This window comes from Proteus hauseri, assembly GCF_004116975.1.
Taxonomy (GTDB): domain Bacteria; phylum Pseudomonadota; class Gammaproteobacteria; order Enterobacterales; family Enterobacteriaceae; genus Proteus; species Proteus hauseri.
The window spans coordinates 2,090,042-2,108,047 of record NZ_CP026364.1; the positions used below are offsets into that span (position 1 = coordinate 2,090,042).

General features: G+C 40.2%; 19 protein-coding genes. 9 read left to right on the forward strand and 10 right to left on the reverse strand.

Translation table 11 applies throughout. The annotated features are described in order from the left end of the window. The first annotated feature begins 1 nt into the window (after nt 1). The 8 genes from mreD to PH4a_RS09625 all read left to right on the forward strand — a co-directional run bounded on the left by mreD (nt 2) and on the right by PH4a_RS09625 (nt 9,605). Nucleotides 2-490 (forward strand): rod shape-determining protein MreD, encoded by a 489-nt coding sequence (gene mreD, locus PH4a_RS09590; RefSeq protein ID WP_064718897.1) that lies wholly within the window; start codon nt 2-4, stop codon nt 488-490. A gap of 53 nt (nt 491-543) precedes the next feature. Next, nucleotides 544-1,131, forward strand: coding sequence for a Maf family protein (locus PH4a_RS09595; RefSeq protein WP_129039407.1), 588 nt, complete (start codon nt 544-546; stop codon nt 1,129-1,131). Continuing rightward, complete coding sequence (gene rng, locus PH4a_RS09600; RefSeq protein WP_129039409.1) at nt 1,128-2,597, forward strand: ribonuclease G; 1,470 nt, start codon at nt 1,128-1,130, stop codon at nt 2,595-2,597. The genes PH4a_RS09595 and rng overlap by 4 nt, the downstream gene beginning before the upstream one ends. Nucleotides 2,598-2,642: 45 nt before the next feature. Further along, nucleotides 2,643-6,443, forward strand: coding sequence for an AsmA2 domain-containing protein YhdP (yhdP, locus tag PH4a_RS09605; protein ID WP_129039411.1), 3,801 nt, complete (start codon nt 2,643-2,645; stop codon nt 6,441-6,443). Beyond that, on the forward strand, nt 6,440-7,300 hold the full coding sequence (nit1, locus tag PH4a_RS09610; RefSeq protein WP_064718861.1) for a deaminated glutathione amidase: 861 nt from the start codon (nt 6,440-6,442) through the stop codon (nt 7,298-7,300). The genes yhdP and nit1 overlap by 4 nt, the downstream gene beginning before the upstream one ends. After that, nucleotides 7,297-8,742, forward strand: a complete 1,446-nt coding sequence (gene tldD / locus PH4a_RS09615; protein WP_064718862.1) for a metalloprotease TldD — start codon at nt 7,297-7,299, stop codon at nt 8,740-8,742. Before nit1 ends, tldD begins: the two co-directional genes overlap by 4 nt. A 93-nt stretch (nt 8,743-8,835) precedes the next feature. After that, nucleotides 8,836-9,336, forward strand: a complete 501-nt coding sequence (locus tag PH4a_RS09620; protein WP_129039413.1) for a ribonuclease — start codon at nt 8,836-8,838, stop codon at nt 9,334-9,336. Beyond that, nucleotides 9,336-9,605, forward strand: coding sequence for a barstar family protein (locus PH4a_RS09625; RefSeq protein ID WP_129039414.1), 270 nt, complete (start codon nt 9,336-9,338; stop codon nt 9,603-9,605). Before PH4a_RS09620 ends, PH4a_RS09625 begins: the two co-directional genes overlap by 1 nt. Before the next feature lie 88 nt (nt 9,606-9,693). Here the strand turns inward: PH4a_RS09625 and yjgA are convergent, their stop codons facing one another. Then, a complete protein-coding gene (gene yjgA / locus PH4a_RS09630) occupies nt 9,694-10,254 on the reverse strand; it encodes a ribosome biogenesis factor YjgA (protein WP_129041874.1) in 561 nt (186 codons plus the stop codon). Between the two features lie 187 nt (nt 10,255-10,441). Here yjgA and pmbA point away from each other — a divergent pair, with 187 nt between their 5' ends. Beyond that, nucleotides 10,442-11,770 (forward strand): metalloprotease PmbA, encoded by a 1,329-nt coding sequence (gene pmbA, locus PH4a_RS09635; protein ID WP_064718865.1) that lies wholly within the window; start codon nt 10,442-10,444, stop codon nt 11,768-11,770. Nucleotides 11,771-11,888: 118 nt separating this feature from the next. On the opposite strand, the gene rnk is transcribed toward pmbA, so the two are convergent. From rnk to lptC, 9 genes are all read right to left on the reverse strand, one after another. Next, on the reverse strand, nt 11,889-12,299 hold the full coding sequence (rnk, locus tag PH4a_RS09640; RefSeq protein WP_064718866.1) for a nucleoside diphosphate kinase regulator: 411 nt from the start codon (nt 12,297-12,299) through the stop codon (nt 11,889-11,891). A gap of 174 nt (nt 12,300-12,473) precedes the next feature. Further along, nucleotides 12,474-12,746: a PTS phosphocarrier protein NPr gene (gene npr, locus PH4a_RS09645; protein WP_064718867.1), complete on the reverse strand. Its 273-nt coding sequence runs from the start codon at nt 12,744-12,746 to the stop codon at nt 12,474-12,476. Then, on the reverse strand, nt 12,743-13,597 hold the full coding sequence (gene rapZ, locus PH4a_RS09650; protein WP_064718868.1) for an RNase adapter RapZ: 855 nt from the start codon (nt 13,595-13,597) through the stop codon (nt 12,743-12,745). Before rapZ ends, npr begins: the two co-directional genes overlap by 4 nt. Nucleotides 13,598-13,677: 80 nt before the next feature. Further along, nucleotides 13,678-14,145, reverse strand: coding sequence for a PTS IIA-like nitrogen regulatory protein PtsN (gene ptsN, locus PH4a_RS09655; protein WP_064718869.1), 468 nt, complete (start codon nt 14,143-14,145; stop codon nt 13,678-13,680). A 155-nt stretch (nt 14,146-14,300) separates the two neighbouring features. After that, nucleotides 14,301-14,588 (reverse strand): ribosome hibernation promoting factor, encoded by a 288-nt coding sequence (gene hpf, locus PH4a_RS09660; protein WP_064718870.1) that lies wholly within the window; start codon nt 14,586-14,588, stop codon nt 14,301-14,303. A gap of 23 nt (nt 14,589-14,611) precedes the next feature. Continuing rightward, nucleotides 14,612-16,105, reverse strand: a complete 1,494-nt coding sequence (gene rpoN / locus PH4a_RS09665; RefSeq protein WP_129039416.1) for an RNA polymerase factor sigma-54 — start codon at nt 16,103-16,105, stop codon at nt 14,612-14,614. 60 nt (nt 16,106-16,165) lie between these two features. Further along, nucleotides 16,166-16,891 carry an LPS export ABC transporter ATP-binding protein gene (lptB, locus tag PH4a_RS09670; RefSeq protein ID WP_064718872.1) on the reverse strand — a complete coding sequence of 242 codons (726 nt, stop codon included), beginning with the start codon at nt 16,889-16,891 and terminating at the stop codon, nt 16,166-16,168. Nucleotides 16,892-16,897: 6 nt separating this feature from the next. Next, a complete protein-coding gene (gene lptA / locus PH4a_RS09675) occupies nt 16,898-17,437 on the reverse strand; it encodes a lipopolysaccharide ABC transporter substrate-binding protein LptA (protein WP_129039418.1) in 540 nt (179 codons plus the stop codon). Then, nucleotides 17,418-17,996: an LPS export ABC transporter periplasmic protein LptC gene (gene lptC / locus PH4a_RS09680; protein WP_064718874.1), complete on the reverse strand. Its 579-nt coding sequence runs from the start codon at nt 17,994-17,996 to the stop codon at nt 17,418-17,420. Before lptC ends, lptA begins: the two co-directional genes overlap by 20 nt. Nucleotides 17,997-18,006: the final 10 nt, after the last annotated feature.

Genomic DNA, 18,006 nt, shown 5'->3' on the forward strand with positions numbered 1-18,006 from the left:
GATGAATCCTTATCAAAGCCGCGGGCGCTGGATTATTTGGCTCTCTTTTCTAATCGCATTAGTATTGCAAATTATGCCGTGGCCTGAGCAATTAGAGATGTACCGCCCTATTTGGCCAGTACTATTTCTTATCTATTGGATAACAGCTATTCCACATCGTGTTAGTGTGGGAACGGCATTTGTGCTGGGTATGAGTATGGATTTAGTCCAAGGCACAACCTTAGGTGTGAATGCCCTTGCTTATACTTTAGTGAGTTATGTCGTGGCATTTAAATATCAACTTTTTTGTAATCTTGCATTATGGCAGCAATCTTTGGTTGTTATGGTTACCGTTGTGGTGGTTGATCTTGCTGTATTTTGGGCAGAATTTTTGCTTTCCCCCGTTACTTTTCACCCCCAAGTATTCTGGAATAGTCCAGTCAGTGGTATTCTTTGGCCATGGCTCTATTTTTTACTTCGCAAAGTCCGTCATCAGTTTTCTGTACACTAACAGCTTACTGAACATGGCGGTATTTTTGTATTACCGTCATGAGGACACTAACTGTGACAACGCTTTACCTTGCTTCCAGTTCACCAAGACGACGCGAGTTACTCGCATTATTGGATGTTGAATTTAGTATTATTACGCCAGCTATTGATGAAATTTGGCAACAAGGTGAAACGCCAGAACAGTATGTTACTCGTTTAGCGACAGAAAAATCGCTAGAAGGGGTGCGACAAGCACCTTGTGATTATCCGGTTTTAGGTTCTGATACAATAGTTGTTTGCGAAGGTAAAATTCTCGAAAAACCGCGTGATAAAGCTCACGCCGCACAAATGTTACGCGCGCTAGCGGGATCAACCCATCAAGTGATCACCGCGATTGCAATTTCTGATAGAAATCATACAGTAAATCAATTGGTCGTCACACTAGTTACATTTAGAGAGATGACAGATCAGGAAATTAACGCGTATATTGAAACGGGAGAGCCGATGGATAAAGCAGGCGCTTACGGTATTCAAGGAAAAGGAGGCCGTTTTGTTCAACGGATTGAGGGAAGTTATCACGCTGTTGTCGGATTACCTCTTGTTGAAACCGAGGCGTTGATAGCTCAATTTTTGTCTCTAGCTAATGAGAAGGAGATTTCATGACTGCAGAGCTATTAGTGAATATCACTCCATCTGAAACCCGTGTTGCCTATATCAGCGGAGGCATACTTCAAGAAATTCATGTTGAAAGAGAAGCCAAACGTGGCATAGTCGGAAACATCTACAAAGGTCGGGTGAGTCGAGTTTTACCCGGGATGCAAGCTGCATTTATTGACATCGGGCTGGATAAAGCCGCTTTTTTACATGCTTCTGATATTATGCCTCACACCGAATGTATTGCTGGTGAAGAGCAAAAAAAATTCAATGTCCGTGATATTGCTCAGTTGGTTCATCAAGGGCAGGATTTAATTGTACAAGTTGTTAAAGATCCTCTAGGCACGAAAGGTGCACGTTTAACCACAGATATTACACTCCCTTCACGTTATTTAGTTTTTATGCCGGGCGCTTCTCATGTTGGTGTTTCTCAGCGTATTGAAAGTGAAGAAGAGCGAGAGCGCTTAAAGCTGTTAGTTGAAGAATATTGCGATGAAAACGGTGGTTTTATTATTCGAACTGCTGCTGAAGGGGTGGGTGAGCACGAAATAAAACAGGATGCGGCTTTTCTTAAACGTTTATGGAATAAAATTATTGAACGTAAGAAAAGAAATAAAACACGTATTCAAATTTATGGCGAATTGGCATTAGCACAACGTATTTTGCGTGATTTTGCGAGTTCTGAACTTGATAGTATTCGTGTTGATTCAAAACTTACCTATAATCAATTACAGGAATTTATTGGTGAATATATTCCTGAGTTAACGGCCAAGCTTGAATTGCATCAAGGTAATCAACCTATTTTTGATCTTTATGGTGTTGAAAATGAAATTCAACGTGCATTAGAGCGTAAGGTTGAACTGAAATCAGGTGGTTATCTTATCATCGACCAAACAGAAGCAATGACCACAATAGATATTAATACTGGCGCATTTGTGGGGCATCGTAATTTAGAAGAAACTATTTTTAATACTAATATTGAAGCAAGCCAAGCAATAGCTCGTCAATTAAGATTACGTAATTTAGGCGGCATCATTATTATTGATTTTATTGATATGAATAATGATGAGCATAAACGCAGAGTATTAGCTTCCCTTGAACAAGCATTAAGTAAAGACCGAGTAAAAACCACGATTAATGGGTTTTCTCAGTTAGGGTTAGTTGAAATGACCCGTAAAAGAACTCGCGAAAGCCTTGAGCATGTATTGTGCGACGATTGTCCAGCTTGCCAAGGTCGAGGAACGGTAAAATCAGTAGAAACAGTCTGCTATGAAATTTTACGTGAAATTGTGCGTGTCCATAAAACGATAGATGCAGATCGCTTTCTTGTTTATGCCTCATCCGCCGTATCAGAAGCGCTACGAAGTGAAGAATCTCACGCTTTGGCAGAAGTTGAAATCTTTGTTGGTAAGCAGGTTAAAGTACAAACAGAGCTGCTTTATAGTCAGGAACAATTTGATGTGGTGATGATGTAATGGATACTCTTTTGTCATGATAATGACGGTAGAAAGGAGAAAAAAATGAAGCGGCTGCCAAAATACCTGTTATTACTAACGGTTTTTTGTCTCATTGTTTTTGCTTTAATTTTAAGCGGTTTTCGCTACTTTCTGCCAAGGCTTGATAATTATCGTCCTGAAATTGAAGCTTATCTAACAAAACAACTCAATAGCCCTGTTAGTATGGCTAAAATTAAAGGGGAATGGCAAAATTTTGGTCCTGATATTCAAGTCGATTCACTTGTTATTAATAACAAAGATGTGGATGTTAGGGCTCAACAAATTACGTTTTCTTTTGATATCTGGCGTTCTCTTTTTGCTTTTCGTCCTTACTTTCGTGAACTCACCTTTGAACAGTTATACGTTAATTATCATCGCCCTATTTTTACAGGGCAAAGTGGTGATATTACTTTAACTAAGCCTGATGATATCTCTTCTCTATTTTTTGAACAGTTCGACCGTTTTAAGTTGGTTAATAGCCGCTTTACTTTTCTTACCCCTTCAGGGGATACCAGCACCTTAAACATTCCCGAGTTAATGTGGTTAAACCAAAAAGAGCGTCATCGGGCTCAGGGTGAGGTAACTCTTGATACATTGCTTAATCATTATGGTGGGATGAAGGTTCGTCTTGATCTCTACACCAACGATAAGGGATTGATAGATAACGGTGAAATTTTCGTTACTGCGGATGATGTTGATATATCACCGTGGTTAAGCCAATGGGTAAAAAGTAATAGTGGTCTTGATGAGGCGAAAGCCAGCTTATCTAATTGGATTGAAATAACACAAGGGCGTATTACTGGCAGCCAGTTGCAAATCCACCAAGGTGAAATGGATTGGCAAAGTGAAGGGGTTTCACACGTATTAAATGTAGAAGATCTTATTTTGCGGATGAGACGGCAAGAAAATGGCTGGCTTGCAGATATTCCTTATACACGAAAAATTACGATGGATGGTAAAGAGTGGCCCGATGGTTATTTAGCGGTGCTCTATCAGCCAAAAGAGAAAGAGCGTGATGAAGCTTGGCGGATCCGAGCTAAAAATATAGAACTAGATAGTTTATATGCAGTATTGCCTCTATTTTCATTTTTAACACCAGACTTTGTGCGTCAATGGCAATATCGTCAATTTTCGGGTTTAGTGAGTGATTTTGCTTTAGACCTTACGCCGGCTAATTTTGAACAAAGTGCCATTGATATGCGTTGGCAAGATGTTGGTTGGAAACGTTGGCAGGAGATCCCATCAGTAGAGCATTTTGATGGTCGCCTAAAAGGTAACTTACAAGGTGGTGAGCTAGATTTTTCTTTAACCAATAGTAAGGTTGATACAGGCGAGTTATTTAAAGCCCCGCTTGAGATTGAGAAAGGAAGTGGAACAATTTATTGGCAATATAAAGAGGATGATTTATCTCTTTGGAGCCAAAAATTAGATATTCAAGCAACGTCAGCATGGGTGACGGGTGATTTTCGCTATGAGAAAAAAGGCGACGATCAATTATTGTCTATTTTGTCTGGTATCAGAGTTAGCAATGCTGGTGATACATGGCGTTATTTACCTGAGCAGTATGTGGGTAAAAATTTAACGCAGTATCTTTCTGATGCGATTATTACGGGTAATATTGAGAATGCGACTTTTATTTTTCATGGTGACCCAGTGGATTTCCCTTTTGAAAAACACGATGGTTGGTTCCAAGTTTATGCTCCTGTAAAGCAGGCAACATTTAAATTCGATAATGAATGGCCTGCGTTGTTTGATCTTGATATTAATTTAGATTTTCGCAATCAAGGACTGTGGATGTCTGCAGATAAAGCCAAAGTAGGTAATGCTTCTGCATCGAATTTAACGGCTGTTATCAGTGATTATGCGCAAGAAAAAATAGTGATTGATGCCGATATTGTTGCAACAGGTGATGAATTAAAAGATTATTTTCTCGATTCTCAAATGGCGAGTATTGGCCATACTCTTGAAGAACTGAAAGTTGCTGGCAATATTAATGGCACGCTGAAGCTTGATATTCCTTTTGATGGTGAAGATGTGGTTGCAAGTGGTGATATCAATCTAAAAAATAATGACGTCACACTCGCGTTTATGGATACCACGTTAAAGGGCGTAACAGGTCAATTTCGTTATAATAATGATAAACTTGAAAGCGATATATTAACGGGGAATTGGTTTGGACAGCCGCTCTCTTTTTCATTTGCAAGCCACAATAATAGCGATATTTATCAAGTAGATGTTGGATTAAAAGGCCTGTGGAATATGCAAAAAATTCAAGGTCTGCCATCGGATATTCAACGTCAAATAAGCGGTGTGCTACCTTGGAATGGGAAGGTGAAAGTTAATTTACCTGAGACCGGTGATATTAATTATCAAGTTGATTTAACTGGAAATGTGAATGGGTTAATCAGTAAATTGTCCGCACCTGAAACACAAGATTTTAAAGCATCACCACCAATAATTATTTCTGCTAAAGGTAATAGCGAAAAATTAAATATTGATGTGAGCGCGGATAAATTGTGGGCACTAAATAGCGAATGGTTGCTTGGAAAACAGTTACGTTTATTACGTGGTAATCTTGCTTCAGCATCAATTAAATTACCAAAGCTTACTGAACAAGAAAGATTAACAATTGAACTTATAGGATTAAATGGCGATAAATGGCTGCCTACTTTAGTCGCTTTTTCTGCATTAACACCTTCTGAAAATGAAATCAGTTTCCCTGATAATATTCATATCAGTTTACCAGAGCTTAATTTTGCAGGACAAAAATGGCGTGATCAGCAATCTGAAATTATGCGAGTTAACGATGGTATAAAATTCTCTTTTTCAGGCAGTGAATTACGCGGTGATATGTTTATACCTACGACAACAGCACCTTGGCAAGTTAATGTTAATTATCTCTATTTCAATGGCGAGCAGTCTTCTGAAGAAGAAAAAACATTGAAAATAGCAATGGATCCTACAAGTAAATCTGCTGCATTCTCAGTGAAAAATATACCTTCTGTCGAATTTGAATGTAAAGAGTGTTGGGTTAACGGATTGCTGTTAGGCAACATTAAAGCGTCTATGCAACAGAGCAATGGCGCGTTATTTCTGACAAACGGTAAATTGGTCAATAGCAGCGGGGAATTATCCGTTACGGGTGTGTGGTCTGAAAATGCAGCTGGACAAAATAACACTAAACTCAGTGGGAAACTGAAAGCAGAAGAAATTGATGAAATGGCGGCCTATTTTGGTTATATCGTGCCAATTATTCAATCCCCACTTTCGGCTGATTTTTCATTACAGTGGCACAATACCCCGTGGAATTTTGATTTAGCGACGTTGAATGGAGAAGTTAAATCGTTATTAGGTAAGGGACGTATCGAACGAGTCAATGTAGGACAAGCAGGGAAACTACTGCGCCTTGTGAGTTTTGATGCATTATTGCGTAAATTACAATTCGATTTCAGAGATACTTTTAGTGATAATTTTGAATATGATTCTATTAAGAGCGAAATCATCATTAAGCAAGGTGTGATGAACGCCGACAGTGTTCGTATCGATGGGGTAATTGCCGATATTGTTATTACAGGGCAAGTTGATTTAATTGAGCGTAAAATGGATCTACAAGTTGTGGTAACCCCAGAGATTTCAGCTACAGTAGGAGTAGCTACCGCTTTTGCTATTAATCCAATTGCAGGTGCTGCGGTATTCGCGGCATCAAAAGTTCTTGGTCCACTTTGGAGTAAGATCTCAGTAATACGTTATCATGTGACCGGAACAATGGAACAACCTAAAATCGACGAAGTACTGCGTCAGCTCAAGGAGAATCAGGCGTTATGAAAAAAGTTAATGTCGCACTTTTGCAGCTTTGTAGCGGAAAAAATATAAAAAATAATCTGGCGCAAATAGAGCAACAGATTAAGCAATTACCCGATTCAGTTGAACTTGTGTTAACCCCTGAAAATGCGTTACTTTTTTCGAGTGCTAAAGATTATCATAAACATGCTGAAATTCAGGGTGAAGGGCCTTTACAAGACGCTATTGCTAAAATGGCACAGCGTTATAAAGTGTGGATCCTTGTGGGTTCTATGCCTTTAATTAGTCGTGATGATCCAAGCCAAATTACCAGTAGTAGTTTAGTATTTGATAACGAAGGTGTTATTCGTGCTCGTTATGACAAAATTCATATGTTTGATGTGAGTATTGATGATGAGCAGGGCGAATATAATGAATCTGCTATTTATCAACGCGGTGAACGTTTAACTGTTGTTGATACACCTGTTGGTAAGTTAGGCCTAACTATTTGTTATGATTTACGTTTCCCTGGTATTTTCCAAGCATTAAGAGAAAAAGGTGCTGAAATTATTTCTGTACCTGCCGCATTTACTCGTTTAACAGGAAAAGCGCACTGGGAACCACTGCTACGTGCTCGTGCAATAGAAAACCAATGTATTATCTTGGCTCCTGCACAAGTTGGTACTCATGATACGCGTCGCACTTGGGGCCATACGATGGCTGTTGACGGTTGGGGGAAGGTCTTGAAAAAGAATCCTGATGCCGTAAGTGCACTAACGCTGAATATTCGCGTTGATAGTTTAGATGGTATGCGTGAACAGATACGGGTTGTGAAACATAATCGCTTTCGCCCGAAACTGACTCACTTAATAAAAAAAGTTAAGGATAAAAAAGAATTATGAGTTTAGCTGTTGTCAGCGAAAGTCTGTTGGAAGCGAACCAACTCAGTCTGGATGATTTAGCATCTACACTTGAACAGCTTGCACAGCGTCAAATTGATTATGGTGATCTTTATTTTCAGTCTAGTTACCACGAAGCGTGGATCTTAGACGATCAAATTATTAAAGATGGCTCTTACAATATTGATCAAGGGGTAGGTGTTAGAGCTATTTACGGTGAAAAAACCGGTTTTGCTTATGCTGACCAGTTAACACTTAATGCACTTAATCAAAGCGCTGCAGCTGCACGAAGCATTGTTCAAGCTCAGGGAAATGGTCGTATTCATACCTTGGGTGCTATTCAACATTCTCCGTTGTATAGCTTAAGTGATCCGCTGCAAAGTCTTTCTCGCGAAGAAAAAATTGCTTTATTACATGAAGTCGATAAAGCAGCTCGCGCTGAAGACAAGCGCGTAAAACAGGTTAATGCTTCTTTAACCGGCGTTTATGAACATATTTTAGTTGCAGCAACAGACGGTACATTAGCTGCTGATGTGCGTCCTCTCGTTCGCCTTTCCGTTAGTGTGTTGGTGGAAGAAGATGGCAAGCGTGAGCGTGGCGCAAGCGGTGGTGGTGGTCGTTTTGGTTATGATTATTTCTTAACGAAAATTGACGGTGAAAGCCACGCTGTAACTTATGCCCGTGAAGCAGTGCGTATGGCATTAGTTAATCTATCTGCAATAGCTGCACCTGCTGGCACAATGCCTGTTGTACTTGGCGCAGGATGGCCGGGTGTTTTACTTCATGAAGCAGTGGGGCATGGTTTAGAAGGCGATTTTAATCGTCGAGAAACCTCCGTATTTTCTGGTCGCCTTGGTGAAAAAGTGACTTCTGAGCTTTGTACTATTGTTGATGATGGTACGATAGAAGGTCGTCGTGGCTCAGTGGCAATAGATGATGAAGGTGTACCAGGCCAATATAATGTGTTGATCGAAAACGGCATCTTAAAAGGCTATATGCAAGATAAGATGAATGCGCGCTTAATGGGTGTTGCTCCTACAGGTAATGGTCGTCGTGAATCTTATGCACACCTTCCTATGCCGCGTATGACAAACACATATATGTTAGCTGGCAGCTCTTCACCTGAAGAAATTATTGCTAGCGTTGAGCGTGGAATTTACGCGCCAAACTTTGGTGGTGGGCAAGTGGATATCACTTCAGGTAAATTTGTTTTCTCAACCTCGGAAGCGTATTTAATTGAGAATGGCAAAATTACTAAACCTATTAAAGGCGCAACATTAATTGGTTCTGGTATTGAAGCGATGCAGCAAGTTTCTATGGTTGGTAACGATTTAGCCTTAGATAAAGGTGTTGGTGTTTGTGGTAAAGAAGGTCAAAGCTTGCCTGTTGGTGTGGGTCAACCAACACTGAAGCTTGATAAAATTACTGTCGGCGGAACCGCTTAATTGTTGCTATAGTTATCTATACGTATTTTTAAAACTCCATCAAATGATGGAGTTTTTTATCAGAATCATAGTTATAGTTAAAGGAGCTAACGAATGGGGAAACGTTTATTACCAGTACTTATTGTTGTCGCAGTGCTATTTGGTGTTCTTTATAAAGGTTTATTGTCTGAAACCCAAGCACCTGTCTCAACGTCATCAACGTCTATTTCTACATTACCAAGCAGTAACACGAATAAACCCGCACAGATCCCTTTACCAATTGATGAAAAAACACAAGCTAATAAAGTTGCTGATTATTTACAGCGCCATCAGCAGTTGCCAGATTTTTATCTAACGAAAAAAGAAGCTAGAGCAAATGGCTGGGATGCAAAAGCCGGTAATTTATGCGAAGTATTACCCGGCAGAGCAATTGGGGGTGATCGTTTTATGAATCGCGAAAAACAGCTTCCTGAAAAAAGTGGTCGTCAATGGTTTGAGGCAGATGTGAATTATCACTGTGGACATCGTGGCAGTGATAGATTGCTGTATTCTAATGATGGGTTGATTTATTTAACGACAGATCATTATCGCACTATGACAAAAGTTGCTCCCTAATGCAGAAAATAATTTTTGATTTTGCAAGGCTTCCCAATATGGAAGCGTTTTATCTTAGCTTTGCTAAGCAGTTCGATCTACCTAATTACTTTGGTAATAATTTAGATGCGCTATGGGATGTATTAACTGGGGAAATAGCATTACCTGTGCAGGTGGTTTTTAAGCATTTTCCTCAATACTCGCCGGTTTTCCAGCCGTTGATCGTGCTGATGCAAGAAACCCAAATTGAATTAGGTGATGCACTTTTTCAATTCATATGTGAAGAGTAACAAATAACATCCTTAGTCCCGAAAACAGCAGTGACAGTCCATTTTCACTACACTGCGTTTTCAGGGGCATAAGGGTAAAGCGTAGGCTTTACGCTGATTCAGAAAGATCTTTCAAATACTGAAACAATAAACGAAATGATTTTGGTGGTTTATTGCCTTCTTTTTCTTTCTTGGCATTTCGGATAAGTGTACGTAATTGTTGACGATCTGCCATTGGATAAAGTTCGACAACTTCTTCAATCACTTCATTGCCACCTTCAATAAGGCGAATGCGCAGATCTTCTAATTTATGTAATACTAGAATCTGTTGGTTATGACGATTTTTAAGTTTGTCTAACGCTTGGCGAATAGGATCTTCATCAACGTTACGCAGTAATTTACCTATATATTGGATTTGGCGACGGCGTGCTTCACGCTGTACTTTTTGCGCTAATTGAATGGATGCGAGTAATTTCTCATCGAGTGGGATCCGCTCTAACTCTTGAGCACTTAATTCAACCAGTTCGGTGCCTAATTTTTTCAGTACTTCAGCATCACGTTTGATTTCACTTTTGCTGACCCAGATGATTTCTTCATCTTCTTCTTCTTCTGATGATGTGTTGTCAAATTCAGGGTCAAGGTAATGCCACTCTTCTGGCTGCTTTGCCATAATAAAAATTCCTGTTGCAGAGTAAGCCGGGAGTGCGATTTGGTGAATGACCAAAAGCCCGACGGGTGATAACATTCATATATCTTCTATTGTAACTGGGAAAATCGCTTGTTGACCACCTGTCAATTGATTTACTTTACTAAAAATAAGTAAAAAGTGATGTTCTCCTTAGGAAAAATGGTTCTCAATGAATAATTCAGATCAGGTAAAACAGCTGGAAGACGCTGTTTCGCTCGCTTTAGAGCTAGCAGCAAAGCAGTGTGACAGTGCAGAAGTGGCAATTAATAAATCAACAGGCATTAGCGTGAGTACGCGTTATGGTGAAGTTGAGAATGTTGAATTTAATAGCGATGGTGCTTTAGGTATCACGGTTTATCAACAACAACGTAAAGGTAGTGCCTCTTCCACAGATTTAAGTCCTGATGCGATTAGACGCGCTGTACAAGCTGCTGTTGATATTGCACGTTATACGTCAGTTGACCCTTACGCAGGCCCTGCTGATAAAGAACTACTGGCATTTGATGCGCCTTTTTTGGATCTTTACCATCCTGCAGAAGTGACTGCCGATAAAGCGATAGAACTGGCTTCTCGTGCAGAAAAAGCGGCTTTAGACTGCGACAAACGTATTATTAATACCGAAGGTGGTAGTTTTAATAGCCACAGTGGTACGCGTGTATTTGGTAATAGTCTTGGGTTACTAAAAAGTTATTCTTCCTCTCGTTATTCAATGTCTAGCTGTGTAATAGCAAAAGAAGGCGAAGATATGGAGCGTGACTATGCTTATACCATTAGTCGTCGTTTTGATGGCTTAGAGACGCCTGAGTGGGTAGGTAAAGAGTGTGCGCGCCGTACACTGTCGCGTCTTTCTCCTCGTAAGCTTTCTACCATGAAAGCGCCAGTTATTTTCTCTTCTGAAGTTGCAACGGGTATTTTCGGTCATTTGGTTGCCGCAATCAGTGGCAGCATGATTTATCGTGAATCTTCTTGCTTGTTAGATAGCTTAGGCAAACAGATTTTTCCTCAATGGCTGAATATTCAAGAGCGCCCACATTTAATGGGGGGGCTTGCTTCAACTCCATTTGATAGTGAGGGCGTTCGTACTATGGATGCTGACATTATTAAAAACGGTGTATTGCAAGAATGGTTACTGACAACCTATTCAGCAAGAAAATTAGGTTTAAAAAGTAATGGCCATGCTGGTGGTATTCATAATTGGTATATTCCAGGGCAAGGTCTGTCATTTGATGCTCTATTAAAAGAGATGGGCACTGGACTGGTTGTGACTGAATTGATGGGGCAAGGGGTAAGTACTGTAACAGGTGATTATTCTCGTGGTGCAAGTGGTTTTTGGGTTGAAAATGGCGAAATTCAATATCCGGTTAGCGAAGTGACTATCGCTGGGAATTTAAAAGATATGTGGGCGAATATTGCCACGATTGGTGATGATATTGAAACCCGTAGTAATATTCAGTGTGGCTCGCTGTTATTGCCAGAAATGAGTATTGCGGGTGAATAAGACCTAAAGGGTATTTATAGCCATTAATCTCAGCCCATTGATGGGCTGAGATATCGCGTTTATTGATGTAGTTTAACAGTAATTAAAACAAAAATAAGACACGAACCTTCAGCGTTGCTTAACGGTGATATTCACCAGCGGCTTCCGGTTGATAAAGAATTTCTAACACTTTAACCTTTGTTTCAAGGCCGTTTGGCAACTTCCAGCTGATCTCATCATTAATGGTTAAACCCAGTAATGCTGCTCCCATAGGTGCCATTACAGATAGCTCTGTAGTACTGTCTTTTAATGATGCAGGGTAAACTAAAGTACGTGTACGCTCTTCATTATTTTTTAAGTCCATAAAACGGACTTTGCTGTTCATGGTAACGATATTCGCTGGGATATCAGCGGGTGCTACAATGTCAGCACGATCTAACTCTTCATTTAGCGCTTCTGCAATTGGGCTATCTGCAAATGCAGGTTGCTCTAGTAATGAATCTAAACGTTCTGCATCAAGTTCGTTGATGATAATTGTTGGCTTTGTCATACCACACTCCAATTTATTCCAATGCAAAACAACACCCCCACGGGTTAGGTGGGGGTGTTGTTAAACTCATATAGAGATAATAGGCGGTTCTGTATAAAAAAGAAAGAGACGGTGATCACGATCTCTTTCAAGTACTTTTGTTAAGAAATGCTAATCTATTGTTTTCTATTATGATTATTCTTCATCAAACCCTGATTCAAATAATGCAATAATAGCATCAATAGCTTCTTTTTCATCACTTCCCGTGACTTCGATGTTAATATGACTCCCTTGTTCCGAGTCAAGCATCAACATTGCTATCACACTATCTGCTTGTGCTTCAACCCCTTCATGATTGCGTAAAATCACCGTTGATTGAAATGTTTTTACTAAATCAAACAACTTCATTGCTGGCCTAGCGTGTATACCAAGCCGATTTTTTATCGCAACTTGTCGGTGTTGGGTCATTTACGTTTTTCTAACGTTCTATGGCGCGACTGTACGTTTTTACCACGAGAGCGGAAATAATCAGCCAATTGCTCAGCAACGTATACAGAACGGTGCTTACCACCAGTACAACCTATCGCAACCGTTAAATAACTACGGTTATTGGTTTCTAACATAGGTAACCAAAGTTCGAGATAGCTTCTGGTTTGATAAATAAAATTGTGTACTTCTGTGTGACGATCTAAAAATGCAGCGACAGGGCGATCAAGACCCGTCATTGGGCGAAGTTTAGGATCCCAATGTGGATTTGGTAAGAAACGGACATCAAAAACATAGTCTGCATCGATAGGGATGCCATGTTTGAAGCCAAAAGATTCAAACACCATAGTCAGTTCACGTTCACGTTTACCTAATAAGCGGGTACGTAGCATTTCAGCTAACTCATGAACAGACATTTCAGAGGTATCGATGATAAGATCAGCACGTGATCGCAGTGGCTCTAACAGATCACTTTCCGTATCTATCGCCACTTCCAAAGAAAGGTTCTTGGTCGAAAGAGGGTGAAGGCGTCGTGTATCACTATAACGACGGATCAAGGTGTTTCTGTCAGCATCTAAAAATAACAGCTGTGGAGAATATTCAGCGGGTAAACTTTCCAGCGCTTTTTCAAAGATCTCCGGCGATTCAGGCATATTACGAACATCAATACTGACTGCGGCAGCAGAAGCATCACGTTCCGCCAGCGTTTTCGCAAGCTCAGGTAACAGATCAACGGGTAAGTTATCTACGCAATAAAATCCCATATCTTCAAGCGCACGCAAAGCGACTGACTTACCTGAACCAGAGCGTCCGCTGACTATCATCAGCACCATGAGGTAGCTCCCCTTAAAATTTCCCAGTGATGAATATCATCCCACTGTATGCTTTTCGCTTCCTAATAAACCTTGTGGGTCTATTCTGTGACAATCTGATAAAGCTCTTCATCACTTTGTGCGGAGCGTAGTTGGCGACATAAATTTTTATCCGCTAACTGTTTGGCAATTAAAGACAGTGTGTGTAAATGTTCCTTGCACTGTGTTGCAGGAACGAGTAATGCGAACAACAAATCAACAGGTTGATTATCAATAGCGTCAAAAGCAATAGGTTCGTTTAGGTGAAGAAACACACCAACGACACGGTCTGCTCGATCACTTTCAATTCGCCCATGAGGGATAGCTAAGCCACCACCGATCCCTGTTGTACCCACTTTTTCGCGAGTCAGTAAGGCTTCAAATATCAGCGTTTCTGGCAAATTAAGCTCAGTAGCAGCTAATTCACTGATAATTTCCAAAGCGCGTTTTTTACTCGTGCAATGTACATCGTTATGGGTACATGTCAGAGAAAGAACGTCACTAATTTTCATTTTTGTATCGTTGTTCATTGTCTTATTCACTTAGACCAGCAAACCAGATGCCACAAAGTGACATCTGGTTTTTTGTTACTGATTAATTTGGCGTCGTTTTTAATATGGCAAACTCAGCGTAAACAACGCAGTAACATTGCCGATTGTATTCCCATTTTACAATGGGAAATGAATTAATGTTGTCTCAGTTTATCTTTGTGTTTGGTTAATTGACGAGCCAGTTTGTCCATTAATCCATCAATTGCTGCGTACATATCATCTGCTTCTGCAGAGGCATGTAATTCACCGCCATTAACTTGAATGGTCGCTTCCGCGATTTTGTTCACTTTCTCGACTTTCAGGATAACCTGAATGTTGTTAATTTTGTCAAAGAACTGAGGTAATTTAGCGCTTTTTGCTTTTACAGTGTCACGCAGAGCATCGGTTAATTCAATATTATGACCCGTGATTTGAAGTTCCATAGTGTCTTCCTTCTCAGTTATGCTCAAACTAACTCTTTACGTTGGTTTGATGGCGGGATGGATAATGACTCTCTATATTTCGCAACAGTTCGTCGAGCAACTTGTATACCAAGCTCAGCGAGCATATTAGCCAGTTTACTATCACTTAGTGGTTTCGCTGGGTTTTCTGCTGCGATTAGTTTCTTCACTAAAGCCCGGATTGCTGTGGAAGAGGCTTCGCCTCCGCTATCAGTATTCACATGGCTAGAGAAAAAATACTTCAATTCGAAAATTCCTCTTGGACAATGCAGAAACTTCTGTGTTGTCACGCGAGAAATAGTTGATTCATGCATTTCAACCTGTTCAGCAATGTCGGCTAAAACTAACGGTTTCATATGCTCATCACCTAATTCGAAAAATGCCTGCTGTGTGTCAACAATGCAATGAGCGACTTTTAATAATGTCTCATTACGACTTTCTAAACTTTTTATCAGCCATTTGGCTTCTTGTAAATTATCACGAATAAATTTTCCATCGCTCTCATTTTGCGCCGATAACCCAAATGCGGCATAGGTCTCATTTATTCGTAAGCGAGGAATGCTATCTGTATTTAACTCAACTTGCCAGTGTTCACCTGATTTTTTTACCAGTACATCTGGAATAACATACTCCGACTCACCAGTATCAATGCTAAGACCCGGCTTTGGATCAAGAGATTGAATCATATCAATAACAGATTTTAGTGTCTCTTCTCGCAATTTTGTTTGACGCATGAGCTGGCGAAAATCTCTATTACCTAACAACTCTAAATGGTGTTCGATAACTAGCTTCGTTTCTTTAAGATAAGGAGTATCTGTTGCTAATGCAGAAAGCTGAATTAACAAGCACTCTTTTAAATCACGAGCAGCAACGCCAATAGGATCAAATCGTTGGACACGTTTTAGGACTGCTTCAATTTCATCGAGCTCTAACTCATCATCGCCCATTCCAGACAATATGTCATCCGCTGAAACAGTTAAATAACCGGTTTCGTCTACAGCATCAATAATGGCAATAGCAATAGCTCTGTCTGTCTCTGTAAAGGGAGTTAAATCAGCTTGCCACGTAAGATAATCTTGCAGTGATGCGGTTGTTTCACCTTGATAAAGTGGCAGCTCATCATCACCATAGTCACTACTTGTGCCCGATGGTGTGCCTGCGGTGTATATCTCTTCCCATTGTGTATCTAAGGGAAGATCTTCTGGCATATCTTTTTGTTCTAACGCATCTAATGTATCGAGCTCTTGCGTTTCATGTTCGCTTTCGTTGTCGGTGCTATTTTCAATGTGGTGATCAGAGAGATTATCGGTGTAATCTTCATCATTTTGGTTGTGATCGTCTTGATCTTCGTCTTGCTCTAGAAGAGGATTTGATTCAAGCGCTTGCTGAATTTCTTGTTGTAATTCAAGCGTAGAAAGTTGCAACAAACGGATAGCCTGTTGTAGCTGTGGCGTCATCGCCAATTGCTGACTAAGACGAAGTTGCAGACTTTGTTTCATAGTGATGTGATAAATCCTTTAATGTTGTCATCCTTGACTGAGCAAAAGCGAAATTAAGCGTTATAGACGAAAGCCCTCACCTAAATAAACACGTTTAACTTGCTCATTTTCAAGAATTTCTTCTGGCGAACCATGAGCAATAAGATGGCCTTGGCTAACGATATAGGCACGTTCACAAACATCTAAGGTTTCACGAACATTATGATCGGTGATAAGAACACCTAAGCCATAATCACGTAGATGTTGGATTATCTTCTTGATATCCAATACCGAAATTGGGTCAACACCCGCAAAAGGTTCATCTAATAAAATAAACTTAGGATTTGCGGCTAATGCACGAGCAATCTCAACACGACGACGTTCACCACCTGATAATGACTGACCTAAGCTATTACGTAAATGACTGACGTTGAACTCTTCAAGCAGCTCCTCAGCTCGGTCTTTACGTTGCTCAGCGCTAAGATCATGGCGGATCTCTAAGATAGCCATAATATTGTCATAAACACTTAAGCGCCTAAAAATAGACGCTTCTTGTGGTAAATAACCAATACCTTTACGTGCGCGTTCGTGCAGAGGTAATAGAGTGATATCTTCATCATCAATGGTGATGCAACCTGCATCGCGAGCAACAATACCCACAACCATATAGAATGTGGTTGTTTTACCGGCACCATTTGGACCAAGTAACCCCACGATTTCACCAGAGTTAACATTCAGGCTAACATCACCAACGACGGTGCGCCCTTTGTATGCTTTTGCTAAATTTTCAGCTTTTAACAGCGCCATAAAGTGTTACTTACCTTTGTTATTCGTACCAGTACCAGTACCTTTCTCTTGCAGCTGAGATGGCAGTAAGACAGTGGTGACTTGTTTACCTTTAGAGCTAAATGCTTCCATTTGCTGAGTTGGAACTTGGTAGGTGATCTTATCACCAGAAATATTACTGTCTAATTGCTCAAGATAAGCTTTACCTGTTAACGTCACCAGCTCTTTATTCATTTCATAGGTCATTTTATCACCATGACCTTTGATAGGTTTGCCATCATCTTGTAATTGATAAAAAGTTACTGGATTACCAAAGGCTTCAATGACGGTTTTATTTGAGTCACCACCCGGGCGCGTGACAACCACTTTATCTGCGCGAATATCGATAGAGCCCTGTTTTATTACTACATTTGTAGTAAATGTCGTGATGTTTTTTTCCAGATCAAGCGACTGTTTTTCTGAATTCACAACAATTTTTTGTTGTGTATCATCTTTAAGCGCCATAGCTGGTACGCTAATTGATAATAATGTACTGATAATCAGTGTATTACGGATTTTTAGATTCATTAGAGATCTCATAATAGGTGTTCACCTGTTCAATCAGCTCTGCGTGTTTATTACGCAGATTGCCTCGCATTTTTAAGCCGACTGATTTCAGTCCGACGCCGATAATAGTCACTTCATCATCAGAGGAAACATCCTGTGTGTCCAGATTAACGATGGCATTCTCTGTACTGATCCGCTGCAATTGTGCATCGGCAGATAAGCTATCGACTTGAACATCGCCATAAAGATAGAGCATTTTACTATTGGTTAGCTTCGCTTTATTTGCGCGAACAGTCCATGTTGCTTCTCCTGTCGGTGAGTAAGTGGTTAAGACAGGGTTAGTAAACCATGTAAACTTTTGCTGAGCATAGTTTTTAACGTCATCAGCAACCAGTTTATATCCCAGTAAACCTGTTGGTTCATAAACAAAGGATACCGATGATTTAGATTGATAAGTCGGTTGCCCGTCATCAACAATGTCGCCATCACCGAATTCAGTGTTATTTGTATAGTTCCAGCCGATTAGCCCAAGCGCTACAATGGCAAGAAACAGGGTAAACCAGGATTTTAATTTATTCATTCTGTATCGT